Source organism: Cobetia sp. 10Alg 146, from assembly GCF_029846385.1.
GTDB lineage: Bacteria > Pseudomonadota > Gammaproteobacteria > Pseudomonadales > Halomonadaceae > Cobetia > Cobetia marina.
The window spans coordinates 402483-424303 of the sequence record NZ_JARWKT010000003.1; the positions used below are offsets into that span (position 1 = coordinate 402483).

Genomic DNA, 21821 nt, shown 5'->3' on the forward strand with positions numbered 1-21821 from the left:
TGACACCGCAGTGTCATCTGGGTCGTGCCTTGTCCTGCGTCTCCGCTCGCAGAGCGAGCGAAGCCTGCCACTGCCCGGCCCGAAGGCCTTGATGCAACAGCAGGCTATCAATCGATTGTCCTGACACAACAGGTACGCTTGCCGATGAAGGCCACGGACATGCCGTTTCAGCGTTCCGCCACCAGGCCATACTCGACCAGCAGCTGCTGGATGCGCTCGACCACCTGCTCGATGTCGAGATCCGTCGTATCGAGGATCACGCCATCATCTGCCGGCTTGAGCGGGGCGACTGCCCGGCCCATGTCGCGTGCATCGCGCGCCTGTATTTCTGTCAAAAGGCTCGGAATATTAGCATCCACACCCGCTTCCTGCAACTGGGCATGACGTCTGCGGGCACGTTCCTCGGCCGAGGCGGTGAGGAAGATCTTGAGCGGCGCCTCGGTGAAGACCACCGTGCCCATGTCGCGACCGTCGGCCACCAGGCCCGGCGCACGCGCGAAGGCACGCTGACGTGCCAGCAGTGCGGTGCGCACGCGCGGCTGGGCCGCGATGATGGAGGCGTTGTTGCCGACCGTCTCGAGACGGATGTCACGCGTGACGTCTTCACCCTCGAGAATCACGCGAGTGGCATCCCCCTCGGCATCGAACTGGACGTCGAGGTGCTCGGCGATGGTGGCCACCGCGGACTCGTCCTCCAAGGCCACACCGTGACGCTCGGCGGCCAGAGCCGTCAGGCGATACAGCGCACCGGAGTCCAGCAGGTGCCAGCCCAGGCTCGCCGCGACCAGACGGCTGATGGTGCCCTTGCCGGCCCCGCCGGGGCCATCGAGGGTCAGCACCGGCTCATCGCTCACCTGGCTGTGATGCGGAGTCGCTTCACCACTCATGACGCCTCCTGTCCGGGTGCCACGGCACCGAGGTTCTCGACCTGCATGCCGACTTCACTGGCCAGCGCCACGAAGTTCGGGAAGGAGGTCGCGACATTGGCACAATCATCGATCAGGATTTCGCCCTGCGCACGCAGCGCCGCCACGCTGAAGGCCATCGCGATACGGTGGTCACCGTGACTGTCGACCAGACCGCCACCGTAGGCACCGCCACGGATGTCGATACCGTCGGCGACGACTTCGTGCTCGACACCGATCTGCGCCAGACCGTCCGCCATCACCTGGATGCGGTCGGACTCCTTGACGCGCAGCTCCTCGGCGCCACGCAGGCGGGTCATGCCCTCGGCATTGGCCGCCGCGATGAACAGCGCCGGGAACTCGTCGATGGCCAGCGGGACCTGATCTTCCGGGATGTCGATCCCCTTGAGCGGCGCATAGCGGATGTGCAGGTCCGCCACCGGCTCACCGCCGACTTCACGCTCGTTGGAGATGCTCAGATCGGCACCCATCGCCTTGAGGATGTTGATCACGCCGATGCGCGTCGGGTTGATGCCGACGTGCTCCAGCACCAGATCGGCACCCGGCGTGATGGCCGCGGCGACCAGGAAGAAGGTCGCGGAGGAGATGTCGGCCGGCACGTCGATCGGGCAGGCCTCGAGGCTGCCACCACCGGTCAGCCATGCCTCGGCGCCCTGACGCTCGACCTTGTAGCCGAAGCCGTTGAGCATGCGCTCGGTGTGATCACGCGTCGGTGCCGGCTCGATGGCGCGGGTCTCGCCTTCGGCGTAGAGACCGGCCAGCAGCAGGCAGGACTTGACCTGAGCGGACGCCATCGGCATCTCGTAGCGGATCCCCTTGAGCGGCTGACCACCGTGGATACGCAGCGGCGGACGGCCATTCTCGGCGGTATCGATCACCGCGCCCATCTCGCGCAGCGGGTTGGCGACGCGGTCCATCGGGCGCTTGGTCAGCGAGGCATCACCGGTCAGCTCGGTATCGAAGGCCTGACCGGCCAGCAGGCCGGCAAACAGACGCATCGCGGTGCCGGAGTTGCCGACATACAGCGGGCCCGGCGGCTGCTTCAGGCCGTTGAGGCCCACGCCATGAATGGTCACACGACCCTGATGCGGGCCTTCGATGACCACGCCCATGTCGCGGAAGGCCTGCAGCGTGGCCAGGCTGTCTTCACCCTCGAGGAAGCCCTCGACCTCGGTCACGCCGTTGGCCAGCGCGCCCAGCATGATGGAGCGATGTGACATGGACTTGTCACCCGGCACACGAATGCGCCCCTGAACCTGCCCACCCGGCAGTGCACGGTACCGCACGTTCTGCTGTTCCATTGTCTGATAACTCGTCTGTTTCAATAGGGTATTGAAGTAGTGTCGAGCGTGGCTGGCGCGGGTGAATATCCCCAGCATCGCCTCGCCATCGCCCGCGGTCACGGCAGCACGCACTCGCGCTACCCCGGCCTCGAATTCATCCAGCGCCTCCAGCACCGCATCGCGGTTGGCCAGATAGACGTCACGCCACATCACCGGGTCACTGCCCGCGATACGCGTGAAGTCGCGGAAACCGCCCGCCGCGTAGCGGAAGATCTCCAGGCGCTCATCCTGACGCGCCAGGCTGTCCACCAGCGAGAACGCCAGCAGATGCGGCAGATGGCTGGTGCGTGCCAGGACCTCGTCGTGGCGTGCCACGCTCATGTCCAGCAGCTGAGCACCACACACCGACCACATGGCGGCCACGCGTGCCACGGCCTCGGGGTCACTGTCCGGTTCCGGTGTCAGAATCACCTTGTGATCGCGATAGAGCTCGGGATTGGACGCCGCCACCCCGCTCTTCTCGGAACCGGCGATCGGATGCCCGAGCACCAGATTCGGCGGCATGTGACCGAACACGCCGATCGCCGCGTCGCGGATCGCCCCCTTGGTGCTGCCGACATCGGTGACCACCGCATCATCGTCCAGCAGCGGTGCGATCTCCGCCATCACGCCCTTCATCGCCATCACCGGCACGCACAGCACCACCAGCGAGGCGCCGGGCACCAGCCCAGCCAGCTGAGTACTGCCGCCATCGATCAGCTTCATGCGCTGACCGAGGCAGATCTCGTTGGAATCCCGATCACAGGCGAGAATCTCGCCGCGATGACCCGCCGCACGCAATGCGGCGGCAAGCGAGCCACCGATCAACCCCAGCCCGACCAGCAGGATACGCCGCTCGCCGGCCAGCCGCTCCGAGGACAGCATGTCCGCCGCCGCGCCAGTCACTGCCTGTTCCGACTCGCTCACAGCACACCGACCGGGTAGGACCCGAGCACTTTGACGTCCGCCGCGCACTGACGCAGCTCTTCCAGCGTCTCCGTGATGAGCGGATCATCACGGTGGCCACGGAAGTCGATGAAGAAGACATAGTTCCAGGCACCCGAGCGCGACGGCCGCGTCTCGACACGGGTCAGATCGATCTGGTGGCGGTGGAACGGTGCCAGCAGGTCATGCAGCGCCCCCGGCTGGTTGCGCATCGCCACCACGATGGACGTCTTGTCATCACCGGACGCCGGCACCGAGCTGTCGCCGATGATCAGGAAACGCGTGGAGTTGTCGGGGCTGTCCTCGATCTTCTCCTCGACCTTCTCCAGCTCATAGAGCTTGGCCGCCATGTCACCGGCAATCGCCGCACTGTGCCACTCGGTGCGCACCTGACGCGCGGCCTCGGCATTCGAGGACACCGCGATGCGCTCGGCGTGCGGGAAGTGGGCATCCAGCCACTTGCGGCACTGGGCCAGCGACTGGGCGTGGGAATAGATGCGCGAGATCTTCTCGCGACGCGTATTCGGGCCCACCAGCAGGTGATGGTGAATGCGCAGCACCACTTCGCCGGAGATCTTGAGCTGCGAGCCCATGAACGAATCCAGCGTGTGATTGATGACGCCCTCGGTGGAGTTTTCCACCGGCACCACGCCGTACTGCACCGCGCCGGCTTCCACTTCGCGGAATACCTCGTCGATGGCGGCCATCGGCTTGGTCACGGCGCTGTCACCGAAGTGCTTGAGCGCGGCCTGCTGGGTAAAGGTCCCTTCCGGGCCGAGATAGGCCAGACGAATCGGCTGCTCCAGCGCCAGACAGGCGGACATGATCTCGCGGAACAGACGCGCCATCTCCTCGCCCTTCAGCGGGCCGGGGTTGTCGGCCATGATACGGCGCAACACCTGGGCTTCACGCTCAGGACGATAGAACTGCACCTGGCCATCCTCGCCCACGTCGCCGGCCGCCATCTTGACCTCGGCAACCTGCTGCGCACAGCCCGCCCGCTCGCTGATCAGGCGCAGCAGCTCGCTGTCGATGGTATCGATGCGCTGACGCAGCTCGTCCAGCGTGACCGCCTTGGCAGCCACCTGCGGCGCAGGATTCTGCTTGGAATCCGTCATCTCACCTCTCCCTTAGCCGTGACGACGCGCGAAGTCGCCCATGAAGTCCACCAGCGCAGTGACGGCAGCTTCCGGCACGGCGTTGTAGAGACTGGCACGCATGCCACCGACACTGCGGTGACCGGCCAGATTGAGCAGACCCGCCGCCTCGGACTCGGCAAGGAAGGTCTTGTCGAGACGATCATCGGCCAGCACGAACGGCACGTTCATGCGTGAACGGTTCTCGGTGACGATCGGATTGGAGTAGAAGTCGTTGCCGTCGATGGCCGCATAAAGTGCCTGCGCCTTGCGATCATTGATCGCATTCATGGCATCGAGCCCCCCGACTTCATCCTTCAGCCACTCGAACACCAGGCCTGAGAGATACCAGGCATAGGTCGGCGGGGTGTTGAACATGGAGCCCGCCTCGGCGGCCGTCTTCCAGTTCAGCATGGTCGGGCAGTCCTTGCGCGCACGCTCGAGCAGATCTTCACGCACGATGACCAGCGTCAGACCCGCCGGACCGATGTTCTTCTGGGCACCGGCATAGATGACACCGAAACGGCTGACATCCAGCGGCCCCGACAGGATGGAAGACGACATGTCACACACCAGCGGCACGCCATCCGCTGCCACCTCGGGAATGTAGTCGAACTCGAGGCCGCCGATGGTCTCGTTGGCGGTGTAATGCAGATAGCCCACATCACCCGAGAGCTGGATCGCATTCTGACGCGGCACGGCAATCAGGCCATTGCTCTCGCTGGAGGCGGCCACATGGCTGCCCACAGCCAGATGCTCGGCTTCCTTGATCGCCTTCTTGCCCCAGATACCGGTATACAGATAGTTGGCGCTGCCACCCTCGCCCAGCAGGTTCAGAGGCACCCCCGCGAACTGGGTGGAAGCGCCGCCCTGCATGAACAGCACGCGATAGTGGGACGGAATGTCGAGCAGTTCGCGCAGATCCGCCTCGGCCTTCTCGGCGATGGCCACGAAGTCGTCGGAGCGATGACTCATCTCCATGACGGACAGTCCGCGGCCCTGATAATCCAGCATCTCGGCGCGTGCGCGTTCCAGGACAGCGGTCGGCAGTGCAGCAGGACCGGCGCAGAAATTGAACTTGCGTGTCATGTCGTCTTAATTCCCGAAAGTGAAGCGACCGCCCCGAAGGCGGTCGCAATCCAGCGTCTTATTCCACGTCTGTCGGCGGGGTATCCGTCGACTCGGCAGCGTCTCCCGCCTGCACCTGTTCATCGGTGCTCAGCGCGTCCTTCTTGCCTTCTTCCTGACCCTCGACGTCGTGAGCGACCGTACCGTCTTCGTCGATCACCACGACATCTTCCGGCTCGTCGACACGCACCGTGGTCACCAGTCGCTCCTCTTCCGCCGTGCGGATCAGGGTCACGCCCTGAGTGTTGCGCGAGGTGATGGACACCTCGGCCACACGGGTCCGCACCAGGGTGCCGCGGTCGGTGATCAGCATCAGTTCATCGTTGTCGCTGACCTGAACCGCGCTGACCAGATCGCCGTTGCGCTCGCTGGTCTGCATCGCGATCACGCCCTGGCCACCGCGGCCACGCAGCGGGAACTCTTCCAGGCGCGTACGCTTGCCATAGCCATTGGCCGAGGCCGTCAGGATGTAGCACTGCGGCACCTCACCGGTCGCGACGCCTTCATCCGTCGCGACATCAGTGGCTGCCACATCAGCGCTCTCGACGCCATCCGCCGTCACATCCAGCGAATCATCGAGGTCAGCCTCGTTGTCATCGATGGCCGTGGTGCGCGGGATGATCAGACTGATGACCTGAGCATCGCCGATCAGACGCATGCCGCGCACACCGCGAGCGGTACGGCCCATGACACGCACGTTCTGCTCCTCGAAGCGGATCGCCTTGCCGTTGGACGACAGCAGCATGACGTGGTCGGAGCCGGAAGTGATATCGGCGCCGATCAGACGGTCGCCTTCCTCGATGTCCAGCGCGATCAGACCGACGCTGCGCGGACGCGAGAACTGGCTCAGCGTCGTACGCTTGACCGTGCCGTTGGCCGTGGCGAAGAAGATGTAGCTGTCGGCGGCGTAATCACGCACCGGCAGGATGGTGGTCACCCACTCACCTTCCGCCAGCGGAATCAGGTTGACCAGCGGCTTGCCACGCGAACCACGCGAGGCCTGCGGCATCTCGTAGACCTTGAGCCAGTACACCTTGCCCTTGTTGGAGAACAGCAGCACGGTGTCATGGGTCGAGGCGACCAGCAGGTGCTCGATGACATCCTCGTCCTTCATCGCGGTCGCCGACTTGCCACGGCCACCGCGCTTCTGGGCCTGGTAGTCAGACAGCGGCTGGGTCTTGGCATAACCGCTGCGCGAGACCGTCACCACCATGTCTTCCTCGTTGATGAGGTCTTCGATGGTCAGGTCGCGACGGCTGGTCATGATCTCGGTGCGACGCTCATCGGCGTACTGGGCGCGCACTTCACGCAGCTCTTCGCGGATGACCTCCATCAGGCGATCGGCAGAGGACAGGATCTCCATCAGCTCGGCGATGCGCTCGAGGATGGAGGAGTACTCGGCCAGCAGCTTCTCGGTCTCGAGACCGGTCAGGCGATGCAGGCGCAGCTCGAGGATGGCCTGAGCCTGGGCCGGCGACAGACGATAATGCCTGGCATCTTCAGACAGCCCCAGACCTTCCGGCAGGTCTTCCGGACGGCAGGAAGTGGCACCGGCGCGCTCGAGCATCTCGACCACCTGACCCGGCTGCCATTCACGATCGATCAGCTTTTCCTTGGCTTCCGCCGCACTCGGCGAGCCCTTGATCAGCTCGATCACCTCATCGATGTTCGAGATCGCCACCGCCAGACCTTCAAGAATGTGGCCGCGTTCGCGCGCCTTCTTGAGTTCGAACAGCGTACGACGGGTGACGACTTCACGACGGTGACGCACGAAGGATTCCAGAATCTGCTTGAGATTCAGGATCTTCGGTTGACCTTCGTGCAGCGCGACCATGTTGATGCCGAACACGGTCTCGAGCTGGGTCTGGGAGAAGAGGTTGTTGACGACCACTTCACCGGATTCGCCACGCTTGGTCTCGATGACCACGCGCAGACCGTCCTTGTCGGACTCGTCACGCAGCTCGGCGATGCCCTCGATCTTCTTGTCCTTGACCAGTTCGGCGATCTTCTCGATCAGACGCGCCTTGTTCACCTGGTAGGGAAGCTCAGTGATGATGATGTGGTCACGACCGCTCTTGTCGTGGTGCTCGATGGTGTGCACGGCACGCACATAGATGCGACCACGGCCGGTGCGATAGGCATCGAGGATGCCGGCACGGCCGTTGATGATGCCCGCGGTCGGGAAGTCCGGCCCCGGGATGTATTCCATCAGCTCATCGATGGTCAGGTCGCCGTTGTCGATCAGCGCCAGACAGCCATCGATGACCTCGCCCATGTTGTGCGGCGGGATGTTGGTGGCCATGCCCACGGCGATACCGGAGGAGCCGTTGACCAGCAGGTTCGGGGTCTTGGTCGGCAGCACGGCAGGAATGCGCTCGGTGCCGTCATAGTTGTCGACCCAGTCGACGGTGTCCTTCTCGAGGTCGGCCAGCAGCTCGTGCGCCAGGCGCGCCATGCGCACCTCGGTGTAACGCATCGCCGCGGCGCTGTCGCCATCGATGGAACCGAAGTTGCCCTGACCATCCACCAGCACATAACGCATGGAGAAGTGCTGGGCCATGCGGACGATGGTGTCATAGACCGCACTGTCACCGTGCGGGTGGTATTTACCGATCACATCGCCGACGACACGGGCGGATTTCTTGTAGGCCTTGTTCCAGTCATTGTTCAGTTCGTGCATCGCGAACAGCACGCGACGGTGAACCGGTTTGAGGCCATCGCGGACATCCGGCAAGGCACGCCCGATGATGACGCTCATCGCGTAATCGAGATACGACTGTTTGAGCTCGTCCTCGATGTTGACTGGCAGTATCTCTCTGGCGATCTCACCCATGATTCGTCAAATCCTTGAACTCAACTGTTGGCGCCACTGCGGCAGCGACAATGTTTCGGGGCAGCAACCGTATTTCGGGCAGCATCAGGTTTCGGTCGCTACTGCAGCGCGGCAGTGGCGTGAAGCGGACACGGGGTGCCAGCTCCGCGGCACCGAAGTGGCGGGATTATATCACTTGCGCGCTCACCTAGCAGCTCACACGAGCCCGCAAACGGATGTCAGTACGGTAGTACGGCCTCAAGGGCACGCGGCCCACTGCCGCGCCCCTGTCGCTGACAGCGCTCATTGCGGCTCGGGCGACAGCAATGATACCAGCAGCGTGCCGATTTCTCCCTCCAGCGGCATGGCCCGTCCGGTCTGGGTATTCATCAGCACGAAGGTGAAATCCGCGCGGGAGACCAGTGCGCCGGAGCGCGGATGCACCTCGCCCATGCGCGTCTCGCCCAGATGGATCTCCTGATGCATGATCATCTTGCGCCGCCCGACCCGAGCGAGTCGCGTGGTGATCACCAGCTCATCATGCACGGTGGCCGGATAATGCCAGTCCAGATTGACATTGACCGCCACCATCGCGATGCCCTCGCGCTTGAGGTCCGCAAGGTCCAGATGCGCGAGCATGAACTCCCAGCGCCCTTCTTCGTAGAACTCCAGATACCGGGCGTTGTTGACGTGCCCATAGCCATCCAGGTGATAACCTCGCACCGTCAGTGTCGTGCGACTGAAAGTGCCGGCGGTCTCATCGGCGGCGTCCTGTTGACGGCTGTCCTGTTGCATCCTTGCCTCCTGTGCGGGAAACGGATGAGCCTGCTCGGCCCTCGTCATCAGATCTTAGGCCGGGCACGAGCAGAAAAACAAACGCTTGGTTGAATGATGGCGCCTGCCCTGCACGCCATCCTGACAAGGCGGCGGGTTCTGCCACGGGCGATGCCCTTCACGTCCAGACCTGCAGGACGGCTACTCGCCGGGCGGGCCCTGCGGCGGCCTCTCGCCTCCCTCCTCGTCGAGGAAGTGCCCCTTCTCGCCCATGAAACAGCCGAAGATCTGGTTAACCCCCGGCGCGGAGGCGTGATAGTGATAGCCACGCACCGGGTCCGTCTCGCCGCCACAGTCATCCAGGTCAGCGGGAACATTGCCGTCCTTGTCCTCTCTGGCATAGATGGCATAGCCATCCAGCGCATAGCCGATCATCGGCGAATGGCCATCCTCCTGAATGCCGATCTCGGAGCAGCCGGTGGCGGTGTGATAGTGATAGCCCTCATGCGGATTGGCATGCGCGCCACAATCATCGAGCACCCCCAGGGTGTGAGAGCTCAGGATCAGCTCCAGCGGTGCCGGCGGGCCGAACAGCACGCCATTGAGCGCCACGCCGGTGTTGGCGCGGCCGGCCAGCGAGGTCGGCTCGGCGGCCGGTACCGGCACCTTGGGGATCACGACAGTCTTCTCGATGCCGCCGCCCAGTTCCTCCAGCGGACACTCGAGACAGAAGTTGTCGAAGCCTTCGATGGGGTTCGGGTTCCCCGCCACCTCGCAGCCACGCGCGCCATCGATCACGGTGATCTCCCCCGTGTTGACGTCGTACATCTGCCACTCCTTGTCCTGATAGAGAGTGGCCAGATTCTTGATGAACTCGCCGTCCACCTGATAGAGGGTGCCCTCGCCATCCATCCAGGTGCCGCCTTCCTCCTCACCGGAATGGATATTGGGCGGGCAGAAAGGCCCCTCCGGCGAGGTTTCCGGGTCCGCGGGCGCACCGGCCACGCGGAACTGATAGCAGGTCGTCTGCGTGCCGCCGCTCAAGGTGCAGTCGACGGTCTCGACCTCACCGACGATCGCGCCCGCAGCAAACATCTCAGGATCCAGTCCAACCGCCGCCGGGGCAGGTTCGCCGTCAGTGGCTTCCTCTGCAACGACTGTCTCTTTCGTGACCGTTGCACTGGCCGCCGCCGTGCTGGCCGCCCTGTCGTGCGCGTCATCCTCCCCGCTGCAGCCGAACAGCAGCAGGGTCAGCGCCGCCAGCGTCAGCGGCCGTGCCCGTTTCAGCGCGCTCGCGCCCGACGCTCTGCTCTTCACAAAAGCCGCCACAACCGTCTCCTCAGCAGTCCCCACAGCAGTCCCCACAGCAGTCTTCATAACACCGTCGTCGATCACTCTGCCGCCCTCCGCGTCTCAAATCTCATGGTCGATGCCTGCGGGTCGATATCTATCGGGCGATACCGCAAACCGCCAGACCGCAAACCGCCAGGTCGATCTCAGACTAGCGCCACAGCGTGCACACAGTATGTCTTTGCGCTCGCGCGCGATGGCCGGCAACCGCAGTGTGACGCAGGGTCACGTCCACGGCGGATGACCCGCCGCATGAGTTTCGCCATAATATGCGCCATTCAGACGGGCAGCCCCCGTTCACCGGACTCAAGGACTGGTCGCATGTGGTTCAAGAACCTGCAACTGTATCGCCTGCACGATAGCGCACCGCTGGAAGAGGGTCGTCTCGCCGACGCCCTGCCGGAGCATGTCTTCCGCCCGGTCACCGGCGTCGAAGCCAAGCGTATCGGCTGGGTGGCACCGGGCGGTCGCAACAGCGACATGCTGGTCCACGAGATCCAGGGCCATTATCTGATCAGCGCACTGCGTCAGGAACGTGTCCTGCCCACTGCCGTGGTCAAGGAAGAACTCGAGGAGCGAGTCGCCGAGCGCGAGACGGCGGAAGGTCGTCCGCTGCGTCGCCGCGAGAAGCTGACCCTCAAGGAGCAGATCTACGAGGAGCTGCTGCCACGCGCCTTCACACGCTCCTCGCGCACTGACCTGTGGTGGGACAGCCGTCGCGGGCTGATCGCCGTCAACGCCTCGAATGCCAAACGTGCCGAGGAAGTCCTCGACCTGCTGCGCCAGACGCTCGGCTCGCTCAAGGTCACGCCGCTGGCCGTCGCGCAGCCGCCCTCCCAGGTGATGACCACCTGGCTGAAGGACGTGGCCTCGCGCCCAGATGACCTCATCGTCGGTGATCAGGTCGAGCTCAAGGCGCCGGGCGGCGAGGATGGCGTGCTGCGCGCCCGTCAGTTCGACCTCGACGGCGAGGAAATCCAGACGGCGCTCACTCTGGGCCGCGTGGTCAGCAAGCTGGCACTGGAAGTCGAGGGCCGCGTCGCGTTGATCCTCGGCGAGGACATGGCGCTCAAGAGCCTCAAGTTCGCCGATGCCGTCATCGATGAAGCCAATGCCCAGGAGGATGGTGAAGACCCCATCCTGCGACTGGAGACCGACTTCGCGCTGATGGCCCAGGTGCTCTCCGGCGTGATCGAGCAGATGACCGCCTGGCTGGGCGGCGAAGCTCAGCCGGGAAGCTGAGCGCCACCCCCTTTCTTCTCTTCTCAAGAATGACAATCCGGATGACGTGCGTCGATGACTGACACAGCAACGCCCAAGCCTGCCACGCCTGACGAACAGGACCCGTTCGCCAGGATTCGCCCCTACCACGATCACGAGGTAAGTGAGGTACTGGTGCGCCTCGAGCAGGACCGCGAACTGCTCGACACCCTGACTCGCTTCCGCCTGCCGGGACTGACCCAGCGCTTCCCGTGGCTGGCGCGCCAGATCGCTCGCCTGGCCATCAAGCGCGAGATGATGGGCGTGAAGGACGTGGCCAGTTTCCAGACCCGCATCGCCAGCTACATGGCGCGCATGATCCATACCACCACCACCAGTTTCGAGACGGTGGGACTCGAGCGGCTGTCGGAAGACACGCCGTATCTGTTCCTGTCCAACCATCGCGACATCTCGCTGGACCCGGCCTTCGTCAACTACGCGCTCTATCGTCACGGCCGCGACACGGTGCGCATCGCCATCGGCGACAACCTGCTGCAGAAGCCCTTCGTCACCGACCTGATGCGCCTCAACAAGAGCTTCATCGTGCCGCGCTCCGCCAAGGGCAAGCGCGCGATGCTGGCGGCCTACCAGTCACTGTCGGGCTATATTCGTCACTCCTTGATCCACGATCGGCACTCCATCTGGCTGGCCCAGCGGGAAGGGCGTGCCAAGGATGGCCGTGACGGCACCGAAAGCGCCATCATCAAGATGCTGACCATGGCGGCCCGCACCGCCGACAAGACACGCCCCTTCAGCGAGAGCGTCAGCGAGCTCAACATCGTGCCGGTGTCCATCAGCTACGAATTCGACCCCTGCGATCTGCAGAAGGCGCGCGAACTGGCGGCCATCGCCAATGAAGGGCGCTACGAGAAGGTGCAGTACGAGGACATCCAGTCGATCGCCGCCGGTATCAGCGGTCACAAGGGGCGCGTCAAGCTGGTGTTCGGCGAGCCGCTCAAGGGTGATTTCGCCACTCCGGACGACGTGGTCGCCGAAGTCGACCGCCAGGTACTCCAGCACTACACCCTCTACCCGAGCCACCAGCTGGCCCTCGAGAAGCTGGCCGCCAGCCGTCCGCAGCTGCGCGACGAGCCACGCCTGGCCGCCGCGCTGGATGTCTCCGCCATCAGTGGTGCCGAGCGCGCCGTGTTCGAGAACCGTCTCGCCGGCGTGCCGAGTGAGCTCAGGGACTGGTGGCTGGTGCAGTACGCCAACCCGATCCTCAATCGTGAAGGCCTGTCCATCGATCTCGACGAGAAGCTGGACGCCGCCGAGGCCACCGCCACCGACTGATCACGCTCACGGGATATCTCCCTGGACACGACAACGCCACCGTCCTGCGACGGTGGCGTTGTCGTGTCTGGCCGCTTCATGCAGCCTGCTGCCGGCGAGCGCCTACTTGCGCCAGAAGCTGGGCGAGAACAGCACCAGCACGGTCAGGATCTCGAGGCGCCCCATCAGCATGCCGATGCACAGCAGCCATTTGGCGCTGTCAGGCAGCGGTGCGAAGTTGCCGGCCGGGCCGATGATGTCCCCAAGCCCGGGGCCAACGTTGGTGACGGCGGTCACGGCACCGGTCACGGCGGTCACCAGATCCAGCCCGATCAATGACAGCGCCAGTGCCAGCCCGCCGATGGTGATGAAGAAGAAGAACGAGAAGGCGATGACCGCGCGCACCACTTCATCCGGCAAGGCGCGCCCGTTGTAGCGCTGGGAGAAGACCCCGTTGGCATGGATCAGCGAGCGCAGGTGATTGCCGAGCATGATCAGGCCGATCTGCAGGCGGAAGATCTTCATGCCCCCGCTGGTGGAGCCGCTGCAGCCCCCGACGAAGGTCAGATAGAAGAAGGCCACCACCGCGAAGGGCCCCCAGGCACTGTAGTCATCGCTGGCATAGCCCGTGGTGGTCACCACCGACATGACATTGAAGGTCACCTGGGTCAGCGCCGTGAAGAGGTCCTCCCCCAGCACGACGCGATAGAGCGTCAGCGCCGCGATCACCCAGCCCAGCAAACGCAGGAAGCCGCGCACCTGGGCGTCGCACCACATCACCCCGGCACTGTCCTGCCAGGCGCGGATGAACAGCACGAAGGGCAGCGCCCCCAGCAGCATGAAGGCGGAAGCCATCCACAGCAGATGCGGGCGATCGGAATAGATGCCCATCGAGCTGTCGTAGTTGGCGAACCCCCCCGTGGCCAGCGAAGTCATGCCATGCACCACGGCATCCAGCGGCAGCATGCCCCCCAGCCAGTAGCTCAGGATCGCCAGCAGCGTCAGCCCCACGTAGACCAGCCCGATCGCCTTGGCGACACCCCCGGCACGTGGCAGCACCTTGTCGGACCAGTCCGAGGATTCGGTCTGGAACAGACGCATGCCACCCACCTTCAGGAACGGCAGGATCGCGATGGCCATCACGATGATGCCGATCCCCCCCACCCACTGCATCAGGCCCCGCCACAGCTTCAGGCCATCCGACAGTCCTTCGATGTGGGTCAGCACGGTCGAGCCGGTGGTGGTGATCGCCGAGACCGACTCGAAGACGGCATCGGTGACGCCCAGGTGGGTCGCGCCGAAGATCAAGGGCAGGCTCGAGTAGGCTGACACCAGCACCCAGCTCAGGGTCGTCAGCACGAACATCGCGCGGGGCTTGAGCTGCAGCTCCACCTGGTGCGAGACCAGCAGCATCACCAGAGCCGACCCCAGCGTGATGCCCAGCGATATCGCGAAGGCCCATGCATCCGCATCGCCCTCTTCCAGCAACAGCAGCAGCGGCACCAGCATCATCACCGCCACCACGCACAGCAGCAGGCCGAGCACCCGGACCACCGGCAGCCACTCCGTCACCTGCAGACGGCGCATCAAGGCGGCACCGTGGCCCCCCGCTCTCGCCTCCCTCGGCGTGCTCATGACGTTGCCTCACGCATGATCGGCTTCATTCCCCATCCTCACCCTTCGTTATGACCACCAGAAGGCATGACAGGACCGCCCGGCAGGCGCACACGCCCCCGCTGCCGGCGCTCCCATCGCCCTCAGGCCCTCGGCCTCTGGCTCGCTGAAGCGACACCTTACACCGTCATCGCGGGCAGTCCAGTGCTCATGCCCGCAAGGCGCCCAGCGCGCGGTGGTGCGAGGCGCCGGGTCCGCGACGTCTCACTCGGGCGGCACCGGGCATTTGTCCACCAGAGCGCCAACGGTCGGCCTGATGGGCCGCTGGCTTGGGCTGGCCGTTTCCCCTGCGGTACACTGAGGCTCCAATATGGCAACGATGCGTTCACGGACAGGAACCTCATGCGTCTGACTGATTGGCGAGCCTGGCAGGCGAGTGCGACACGCACGACCCACGACGGTCGCACCGACATCACCCCCTCCCCGCGTGCCGAACAGGTACCGGCGATGCTGCGCCGCCGACTGAGTCCGGTCGGGCAGGCATGCTGCAAGCTGCTGTTCACCCTCGACCCTGAGGGCGATCTGCCGATCATCCACGCCTCCCGACATGGCGACACCAGCAAGATACTTGCCCTGCTCGACTCGGCCACCCAGCCGCAGGAAGCCTTGTCACCCGCACGCTTCTCGCTCTCGGTGCACAACGCCATCCTTGGCATGTACTCGATCACGCGTCAGTCCCATCAGCCGCTCGAGGCGCTCGCCGCCTGCGGTGACGAGTTCGATGCACTGATGAGCGAAGCGCTCGGCTATCTGGGGGAGCGGGAGGAAGTCATCGTGCTGTTCTCCGATATCGCCGCGCCAGAGGCCTTCCAGCACCACGGCGACTATCCCGAGCATGCCAGTGCCGTCGCCATGCGCGTGAGCCGCACCTCGCCTGAGGCCCCGCGGCTCGCCGCATTGCCAGTCGACGCCGAGGAGCCGGCCCGCCACGCCCCGACCCCCATCGAGGTGATCGAGTGGCTGGAAGCCGCCGGACAGACACCGCTCGTCTGTCGCCGGCAGGCCTGGCAACTGAACCCTCCTCCCGCCACTGACGCCGCGCCGCAGTGATGACGTCTCATCGTGCCTTCGGCCTATCCTCCCCCCTCGGGCGCCTGTGGCGTGGCATCGCCACCGCCATCAGCTTCAGCGTCTTCGGGCTGGGTGGCCTGCTGCTGGGGGGGCTGCTGCCCCTGCTGACAGTGAGCATGCGCGATGGCGAACGCCGCCAGCGCCTGGCGCGCCGCATCATCCATCACGCCATGCGCGGCTTCCTCCAGCTGATGCGCGGCCTGGGTGTGCTCGACTACCGTCTGCACGACTGTCAGCGTCTGCAGCGCCCGGGGCTGCTGGTGCTGGCCAATCACCCCACACTGATCGACGTGGTCTTCCTGATCGCGCTGATCCCCCACGCCGACTGCGTGGTCAAGGGGCGTCTGGCCCGCAACCCGTTCACTCGCGGCCCGATCCGCGCCGCCGGCTATATCACCAACAACGAGCCACAGGGCGTGCTGGATGCCGCCCGCGAGAGCCTGGCCAAGGGCAACGCCCTGATCCTGTTTCCCGAGGGGACGCGCAGCGTGCCGGGCCGCGCCCTGAAGTTCCGTCGCGGCGCCGCCAACATCGCCCTGCGCACGCCCTGTGACATCACCCCGGTGCTGATCGACTGCCAGCCCAGCACGCTGACCAAGGGCGAGCCCTGGTACCACATCCCCGCGCAGCGCGTGATGCTCAATCTCAAGGTACTGCCGGACATGGCCCCCGAGGTCTCCCGTACACAGGAGCAGGATGAGCCGGAGGCGCCGCTGTCCCGGGATGCCCGCGAACTGACCCGCCAGCTGGCGGGCACCTTCGCCACGCAGCTCGAGCGTTTCCAGCAGGCCATCGCGGAGCCTGACAGCCCCCATCAGGCATGAAAGTCTGTGCAGGAAGGCCAGGCATGAGTGGCAGACATGTCACGAAGGCATGCCGCAGATTCATCCAGATGGCATATCTGCCGTTATTGAATGACTGACCCCCGACATCATCGCTGATCCATGGATCAACGACCCTGACGCGCTAGAGAGAGGATTTCCCATGAGTGATACCACCTCGCTGGAACTGGAACTCAAGCAGCTGATCATCGATACGCTGGAGCTTGAAGACATCACCCCGGACGACATCGTCGCCGATGAGCCGCTGTTCGTGGACGGCCTGGGACTGGATTCGATTGACGCCCTGGAGCTGGGCCTCGCGCTGCAGAAGCGCTACGGCATCACCCTGGATGCCGAATCCGAGGACACCCGGGCCCACTTCGCCAGCCTCAACGCGCTGCGCGAGATGGTGGAGGCCCGTCGTGAGCGCTGATCAACCGACCCCCTCCCGCGAGGAGATCTACGCCCATGTCCGCAGCACCCTGATCGAGCTGTTCGAGATCGAGGCCGCTGACATCCACCCCGAGGCGCGCCTCTACGAGGATCTCGACATCGACAGCATCGATGCCGTGGACCTGGTGGTCGAGCTCAAGAAGTTCACCGGCCGACGCATCGACGCCAACGACTTCAAGAGCGTGCGCACGCTCAACGATGTGGTCACCGCCGTCGAACAGCTGACACAGCGTCAGGCATGACGCCGTCGTCCCCTGACAGCCGCACGCGCCCCGCACTGAGCAGGGTGCTGCTCGGCGTGCTGGCCATCGTGGCCGCTCTTGGCTGGCCACTGCTGGTCTACGCCCTGCTGTCGCGCCTCACCGCAGACAGCGGCGCGGTCAGTGGACACTCGTCGCCCTGGGTGTGGGCCTTGATCCTGTTCGGCGCCCTGCTGATCCAGCGCCTGCCGCTGCATCCGGCACTGCGCCTGGGTCTGGCCGCCCTGCTGGTGGGCATCAGCGTGGCGAGCGAGGCCGAACTCGGGCTGCGGGCCTATCCGGTACTGGTCAATCTGGCCATGCTCAGCGTCTTCGCCACCAGCCTGTGGCGCGGCATGCCGGTGATCGAGCGCCTCGCACGCCTCAAGGAACCCGACCTGCCCCCTGCCGGCGTGCGCTACACCCGCCAGGTCACCCGGGTGTGGTGTGCCTTCTTCCTCTTCAATGCCAGCATCGCCGGCTGGACGGCCCTGCATGCCGACCTGGCGACCTGGACGCTCTACAACGGCCTGATCAGCTATGTGCTGATGGGCCTCCTGTTCGGCGGTGAATGGCTGGTTCGCCGTCGCCTGCGGAGTTCACACACCTGATGCCTGACTCATCTCCCGTCAGCCCGGATACGCCGGTCACGTCGCTGTTGACGCAGCATGTCTGGCGTCAACTCGCCGAACAGTCACCCGAGGCGCCGGCCTGCTGGCTGGCCATCCCCGGTCACCCACTGCGCGCATTGACGCGTGCCGAACTGATGGCGCGCGTGGACGCCTGGCATCACTGGCTGGACTGCCTGCCCGGTGATCACGACGCCCGCCAGCCCGGCGCACGCTGGGTGCTGTTCCAGCCCACCACGCTGGGCGCCTGCGTACAGCTGCTGGCGCTGTGGGAACGCGGCATGCGGGCGATCCTGCCGGGAGATGACCGCCCCGAGACCCTGGCACGTCTGGCGGGCGACAGCGCCGGCCAGCTCCCCGAGACCACCGCCGATGGCTGGCCACCGGGACAGCCCGACCCTGCAGGTACTGCCGCGACGGCTTCTGCACCTGCCCCTGTACGACCGGACACCACGCCCGATGCCGCACGCATCGCACTGGAGCTTTGCACCTCCGGCTCCACCGGCGAGCCACTGCGCATCGCCAAGCGCTTCGACCAGCTCGAGGCCGAACTGGCCGTGCATCGCGCGCTATGGCCGCTGGCGACAGGCCCTGATACAGCCCTGGCGTCCACGCCGGACACCGTCAGCCTCAGTCAGGTCAGCCATCAGCACATCTACGGCCTGCTGGTCTCGCTGCTGCGTCCGCTCAGCGAAGGCGTGCCGTTCCTGAGCGAAGCCTGCCACTACCCGGAGCAGCTGGCCGCCGCCATCGCTCAGCTTTCCGGGCTTGGTCATCGCTGCCAGCTGGTCAGCTCTCCGGCCCAGCTGGCGCGTCTGCCACAGACCGATGAACAGACGCCATCCGCCGTCCCTCTGGCGGAACTCGGTCAGGTATTGCGGGTCTTTTCTTCGGGCGCTCCGCTGCCGGCAGAGGCTGCCCGTCATGCCGAGGCCAGCCTTAAGGCACCGGTGATCGAACTCTACGGCAGCACCGAGACGGGCGGCATCGCCCGGCGCCGCCAGCAAGAGACAGCCCACTGGACGCCGCTGCCGGCAGTGGAGATCACCTTCTCGCCGGACTTCGCGGTGCGCTCGCCATTTCTGGCAGCGCCTGATCAGTGGTGGCAACAGGCCGACAAGGCGGCGCTGGTGGAGGACGCGGCAGAGGGTGACGACGCACGGAACGCGGCGCCACGCTTTCAGCTGCTGGGGCGCAGTGATCGGCTGGTCAAGCTGGCCGGCAAGCGGGTCTCGTTGAGCGCGGTGGAGCGCTGCCTGAGCGAGCAAGCGGAGGTGCTTGAAGTGCGTTGCCTGCCGATGCCCACGCGTGAGCATCGCCTGGGCGCAGTGGTGGTGATGGATGAGTGCGCGCTGCCGCAGGATCACGCCAGCCGCCGCGATCTGATCGCCCGCCTGCGCCGCGCGCTGATGCCGGGCTTCGAGCGCATCGCCCTGCCGCGCTACTGGCGCTTCGTCACGCGCCTGCCGCTCAATGCCCAGGGCAAGTTCACCGCGGACTCCATCGCGCGGCTGTTCGCCGATCTCGATGATCCGCGCCTGCCACGCTGGCTGGGGGACACCTCAAGCGGGCCACAGCAGAGCACCCTGGAAGCCGAGGTGCCTGATGGTCTGGTCTATCTCGACGGCCACTTCGCCGCCCAACCGCTGGTGCCGGGTGTGGTGATGCTCAAGTGGGCACGCGAGCAAGGCAGGACACTGCGGGTGAACGGCGTAGGCATGGACGATGCGCCCTTCCTGCGCCTGGAACGCCTCAAGTTCTCCAACCTGCTGCTGCCCGGCATGCGCTTCACGCTGAGCACTCACCTGCTGGAAGACGCCCAGGGCCTGCGGCTCGACTTCCGGCTGGAATCCCGCGCAGGCCTGCATGCCAGTGGACGGCTGCGTCATGGTCAGCCGCATGCTCCGGACGTCGCCCGCGACGACGGGCCCGCGGCCACCCCATCCCCCCATTCCACCTCGGAGGCGTCATGAGCCAATCCCCTGCGCCTGTGAGCGACTCGCAGCACGATTCTGAGCAGCATCTCTCTCGCCAGAGCGCTCCTGAACAGAGCAACGCCCTGCGCGCCTGCGTGGTGATCCCGGTCTACGATCACCCCGCCACCATCGCCGGCGTCTGTGCGGGCCTGGCACCGCTCGGCCTGCCCATCGTGCTGGTGGATGATGGCTGCAGTGCCCCCTGCGCCGAGGTACTCGATCAGCTGGCGGCCGAGGGCCATCACCTGGTGCGTCGCACGCACAATGGCGGCAAGGGAGCGGCGGTGCGCAGTGGCCTGCAGGCTGCCGAGCAGCTCGGCTTCACCCATGCCCTGCAGGTGGACGCCGATGGCCAGCACGATGTCAGTGACCTGCCCGCCTTCCTGAAGGGCATGCAGGACAATCCCGACTGCCTGCAGATCGGCTATCCCGAATACGATGCCAGCGTGCCGCGCATCCGCTTCTACGGTCGCTACGCCTCACATGTCTGGGTATGGATCAACACCCTGTCGCTGGCCATCCGCGACACCATGTGCGGCGTGCGCCTCTACCCGCTGGCCGCCACCAATCGCCTGTTGGCGCGCAATGACTGTGGCGATCGCATGTCCTTCGACACCGAGGTACTGGTGCGCTGGTACTGGGCCGGGGGCGAGGTGGCCAACCTGCCGGTGCGTGTCAGCTACCCCACCGGAGGCGTCAGCCACTTCCGCCCCGGCCACGACAACCTGTTGATCAGCGCCATGCATACCCGTCTGTTCTGCGGCATGCTGCTGCGCTCGCCGACACTGGCCTGGCGCACGCTGAGCCGCCGAGGCGGCAAGCGGCAAACCGCCCACGCTCAAGATGACGCACTGACAGATGGCGAAGACCGTGCAGCACAGACCGCCGACGACAGCGTCGCGCCCAATCACTGGGCCCGCCTGTCCGAAACCGGCTCATTGAGCGGCATGCGGCTGATGGTGACGATCCGCCGTCGGCTCGGGGCCTGGCCGTTTCGCATCGCGCTGTTCCCGGTGCTGATGTGGTATTTCCTGCTGCGCGGCGTGGCGCGACGTGCCTCCTTCGATTACCTCAGACGCCTGGAGCCCGGACTTGGCGGCGTGCGCCTGTGGGCCAGAAGCTTCGCCCACTTCATGCAGTTCGGTGAGGCGATCATGGACAAGGTCTCGGCCTGGAGCGGCGAGATTCCGCTCACCTCGCTGACCGGCACCGGCCCGGAAGACCTGCGCGATGCCGCGCTGCGTGGCGAGGGCGGCATCATCCTCGTCGCCCACCACGGCAATCTGGATGTGATCAATGCCATCGGCGAGCGCCACGACATCGACCTGTGCGCGCTGGTGCACACGCGTCACGCCGAGAAGTTCAACCAGTTGCTGGAACAGGCCACCGGTCGCAAGCCGCCGCAGATGATCGAGGTCAGCGAGATCACCCCCGCCACCGCCATGGCGCTGGGTGACCGCGTCAATCGCGGTGGCTTCGTGGTCATCGCCGCGGACCGCGTGCCGATTCCCCCCGAAAGCGTGGCGGCAGAACGGGAAAACGCGGGGGGAAGCGAGCGGGAGAGCGTGGAACAGAGCGCCGTCACCCGCGCCCGTGTCCAGCACTGCGACTTCCTCGATCAACCTGCGCCCTTCCCCGTGGGCCCCTTCATGCTGGCGGCGCTGCTGCGCTGTCACGTCTACACCCTGAGCTGCGTGCGCGAGCAGGGCGGTGCCAATCCCCGCTTCCGGGTCGATTTCGCGCCCTTCGATGACAGCCGCGCCGTCAAGCGCAGCACCCGCGAGGCATGGATTGAGCAGGCCATGCAGCGCCATGCCGGTCATCTCGAGGCGCGTGTCAGACGCCACCCGCTGCAATGGTTCAACTTCTTCGACTTCTGGCACCAGGCGCCCGACGTCCCGACCTCTAGCGAAGGTGCCTCGGGGTCCGAGCGAGTGACCTGACGGCTGGCGCGTCACCCCGTCTTTCTCTGTTTCAGTTTCAGGTTCAGATTCAGGATCAAGCTCAGGCTCAGATTCAGGTTCAGGTTCAGA

17 protein-coding genes are annotated in these 21821 nt (G+C 65.4%); 9 read left to right on the forward strand and 8 right to left on the reverse strand.

All coding sequences use genetic code 11. The features are described 5' to 3' along the window. Positions 1-167: 167 nt before the first annotated feature. From cmk to QD172_RS07795, 7 genes are all read right to left on the reverse strand, one after another. Positions 168-887 carry a (d)CMP kinase gene (gene cmk / locus QD172_RS07765; protein ID WP_279855388.1) on the reverse strand — a complete coding sequence of 240 codons (720 nt, stop codon included), beginning with the start codon at positions 885-887 and terminating at the stop codon, positions 168-170. Beyond that, a complete protein-coding gene (locus tag QD172_RS07770; RefSeq protein WP_084209615.1) occupies positions 884-3133 on the reverse strand; it encodes a bifunctional prephenate dehydrogenase/3-phosphoshikimate 1-carboxyvinyltransferase in 2250 nt (749 codons plus the stop codon). Before QD172_RS07770 ends, cmk begins: the two co-directional genes overlap by 4 nt. A 38-nt stretch (positions 3134-3171) precedes the next feature. After that, positions 3172-4278, reverse strand: a complete 1107-nt coding sequence (gene pheA / locus QD172_RS07775) for a prephenate dehydratase (protein ID WP_077375694.1) — start codon at positions 4276-4278, stop codon at positions 3172-3174. A gap of 45 nt (positions 4279-4323) precedes the next feature. After that, positions 4324-5418, reverse strand: a complete 1095-nt coding sequence (serC, locus tag QD172_RS07780) for a 3-phosphoserine/phosphohydroxythreonine transaminase (protein WP_077375238.1) — start codon at positions 5416-5418, stop codon at positions 4324-4326. A 58-nt stretch (positions 5419-5476) separates the two neighbouring features. Beyond that, the gene (gene gyrA / locus QD172_RS07785) at positions 5477-8290 is read right to left on the reverse strand and encodes a DNA gyrase subunit A (protein ID WP_279855389.1); all 2814 of its coding nucleotides are present in this window, start codon (positions 8288-8290) and stop codon (positions 5477-5479) included. A 282-nt stretch (positions 8291-8572) separates the two neighbouring features. Further along, positions 8573-9064 (reverse strand): thioesterase family protein, encoded by a 492-nt coding sequence (locus tag QD172_RS07790; protein ID WP_084208007.1) that lies wholly within the window; start codon positions 9062-9064, stop codon positions 8573-8575. A 180-nt stretch (positions 9065-9244) separates the two neighbouring features. Beyond that, a complete protein-coding gene (locus QD172_RS07795) occupies positions 9245-10372 on the reverse strand; it encodes a YHYH protein (RefSeq protein WP_279855390.1) in 1128 nt (375 codons plus the stop codon). Between the two features lie 342 nt (positions 10373-10714). On the opposite strand from QD172_RS07795, the gene QD172_RS07800 reads away from it, so the two are divergent. Together QD172_RS07800 and QD172_RS07805 are read left to right on the forward strand one after the other, a co-directional pair. Then, positions 10715-11635 carry a recombination-associated protein RdgC gene (locus tag QD172_RS07800; protein ID WP_176503170.1) on the forward strand — a complete coding sequence of 307 codons (921 nt, stop codon included), beginning with the start codon at positions 10715-10717 and terminating at the stop codon, positions 11633-11635. A 54-nt stretch (positions 11636-11689) separates the two neighbouring features. After that, positions 11690-12946: a 1-acyl-sn-glycerol-3-phosphate acyltransferase gene (locus tag QD172_RS07805; protein WP_077375253.1), complete on the forward strand. Its 1257-nt coding sequence runs from the start codon at positions 11690-11692 to the stop codon at positions 12944-12946. A gap of 102 nt (positions 12947-13048) precedes the next feature. Here QD172_RS07805 and QD172_RS07810 read toward each other — a convergent pair whose 3' ends face one another. Beyond that, entirely contained in the window at positions 13049-14512 is a 1464-nt protein-coding gene (locus tag QD172_RS07810) for a TrkH family potassium uptake protein (protein WP_136938958.1), read from the reverse strand. A 429-nt stretch (positions 14513-14941) separates the two neighbouring features. On the opposite strand from QD172_RS07810, the gene QD172_RS07815 reads away from it, so the two are divergent. From QD172_RS07815 to QD172_RS07845, 7 genes are all read left to right on the forward strand, one after another. Beyond that, on the forward strand, positions 14942-15649 hold the full coding sequence (locus QD172_RS07815) for a beta-ketoacyl synthase chain length factor (RefSeq protein ID WP_279855391.1): 708 nt from the start codon (positions 14942-14944) through the stop codon (positions 15647-15649). Next, the gene (locus QD172_RS07820; RefSeq protein ID WP_141392190.1) at positions 15649-16494 is read left to right on the forward strand and encodes a lysophospholipid acyltransferase family protein; all 846 of its coding nucleotides are present in this window, start codon (positions 15649-15651) and stop codon (positions 16492-16494) included. The genes QD172_RS07815 and QD172_RS07820 overlap by 1 nt, the downstream gene beginning before the upstream one ends. Positions 16495-16654: 160 nt before the next feature. Further along, the gene (locus tag QD172_RS07825) at positions 16655-16924 is read left to right on the forward strand and encodes a phosphopantetheine-binding protein (protein WP_077375262.1); all 270 of its coding nucleotides are present in this window, start codon (positions 16655-16657) and stop codon (positions 16922-16924) included. Beyond that, on the forward strand, positions 16914-17186 hold the full coding sequence (locus tag QD172_RS07830; protein WP_240499665.1) for an acyl carrier protein: 273 nt from the start codon (positions 16914-16916) through the stop codon (positions 17184-17186). The genes QD172_RS07825 and QD172_RS07830 overlap by 11 nt, the downstream gene beginning before the upstream one ends. Continuing rightward, on the forward strand, positions 17183-17794 hold the full coding sequence (locus tag QD172_RS07835) for a hypothetical protein (protein WP_279855393.1): 612 nt from the start codon (positions 17183-17185) through the stop codon (positions 17792-17794). The genes QD172_RS07830 and QD172_RS07835 overlap by 4 nt, the downstream gene beginning before the upstream one ends. Beyond that, the gene (locus tag QD172_RS07840) at positions 17794-19785 is read left to right on the forward strand and encodes an AMP-binding protein (protein WP_279855394.1); all 1992 of its coding nucleotides are present in this window, start codon (positions 17794-17796) and stop codon (positions 19783-19785) included. The genes QD172_RS07835 and QD172_RS07840 overlap by 1 nt, the downstream gene beginning before the upstream one ends. After that, entirely contained in the window at positions 19782-21731 is a 1950-nt protein-coding gene (locus QD172_RS07845; protein ID WP_279855395.1) for a glycosyltransferase family 2 protein, read from the forward strand. Before QD172_RS07840 ends, QD172_RS07845 begins: the two co-directional genes overlap by 4 nt. Positions 21732-21821: the final 90 nt, after the last annotated feature.

What these genes read in the sequence shown, in the direction of transcription:
- cmk (WP_279855388.1), bottom strand. Translation starts at nt 887, where the DNA reads ATGAGTGGTGAAGCGACTCCGCATCACAGCCAGGTGAGCGATGAGCCG.
- QD172_RS07770 (WP_084209615.1), bottom strand. Translation starts at nt 3,133, where the DNA reads ATGCTGTCCTCGGAGCGGCTGGCCGGCGAGCGGCGTATCCTGCTGGTC.
- serC (WP_077375238.1), bottom strand. Translation starts at nt 5,418, where the DNA reads ATGACACGCAAGTTCAATTTCTGCGCCGGTCCTGCTGCACTGCCGACC.
- gyrA (WP_279855389.1), bottom strand. Translation starts at nt 8,290, where the DNA reads ATGGGTGAGATCGCCAGAGAGATACTGCCAGTCAACATCGAGGACGAG.
- QD172_RS07790 (WP_084208007.1), bottom strand. Translation starts at nt 9,064, where the DNA reads ATGCAACAGGACAGCCGTCAACAGGACGCCGCCGATGAGACCGCCGGC.
- QD172_RS07800 (WP_176503170.1), top strand. Translation starts at nt 10,715, where the DNA reads ATGTGGTTCAAGAACCTGCAACTGTATCGCCTGCACGATAGCGCACCG.
- QD172_RS07805 (WP_077375253.1), top strand. Translation starts at nt 11,690, where the DNA reads ATGACTGACACAGCAACGCCCAAGCCTGCCACGCCTGACGAACAGGAC.
- QD172_RS07810 (WP_136938958.1), bottom strand. Translation starts at nt 14,512, where the DNA reads ATGCGCCGTCTGCAGGTGACGGAGTGGCTGCCGGTGGTCCGGGTGCTC.
- QD172_RS07815 (WP_279855391.1), top strand. Translation starts at nt 14,942, where the DNA reads ATGCGTCTGACTGATTGGCGAGCCTGGCAGGCGAGTGCGACACGCACG.
- QD172_RS07820 (WP_141392190.1), top strand. Translation starts at nt 15,649, where the DNA reads ATGACGTCTCATCGTGCCTTCGGCCTATCCTCCCCCCTCGGGCGCCTG.
- QD172_RS07825 (WP_077375262.1), top strand. Translation starts at nt 16,655, where the DNA reads ATGAGTGATACCACCTCGCTGGAACTGGAACTCAAGCAGCTGATCATC.
- QD172_RS07835 (WP_279855393.1), top strand. Translation starts at nt 17,183, where the DNA reads ATGACGCCGTCGTCCCCTGACAGCCGCACGCGCCCCGCACTGAGCAGG.
- QD172_RS07840 (WP_279855394.1), top strand. Translation starts at nt 17,794, where the DNA reads ATGCCTGACTCATCTCCCGTCAGCCCGGATACGCCGGTCACGTCGCTG.
- QD172_RS07845 (WP_279855395.1), top strand. Translation starts at nt 19,782, where the DNA reads ATGAGCCAATCCCCTGCGCCTGTGAGCGACTCGCAGCACGATTCTGAG.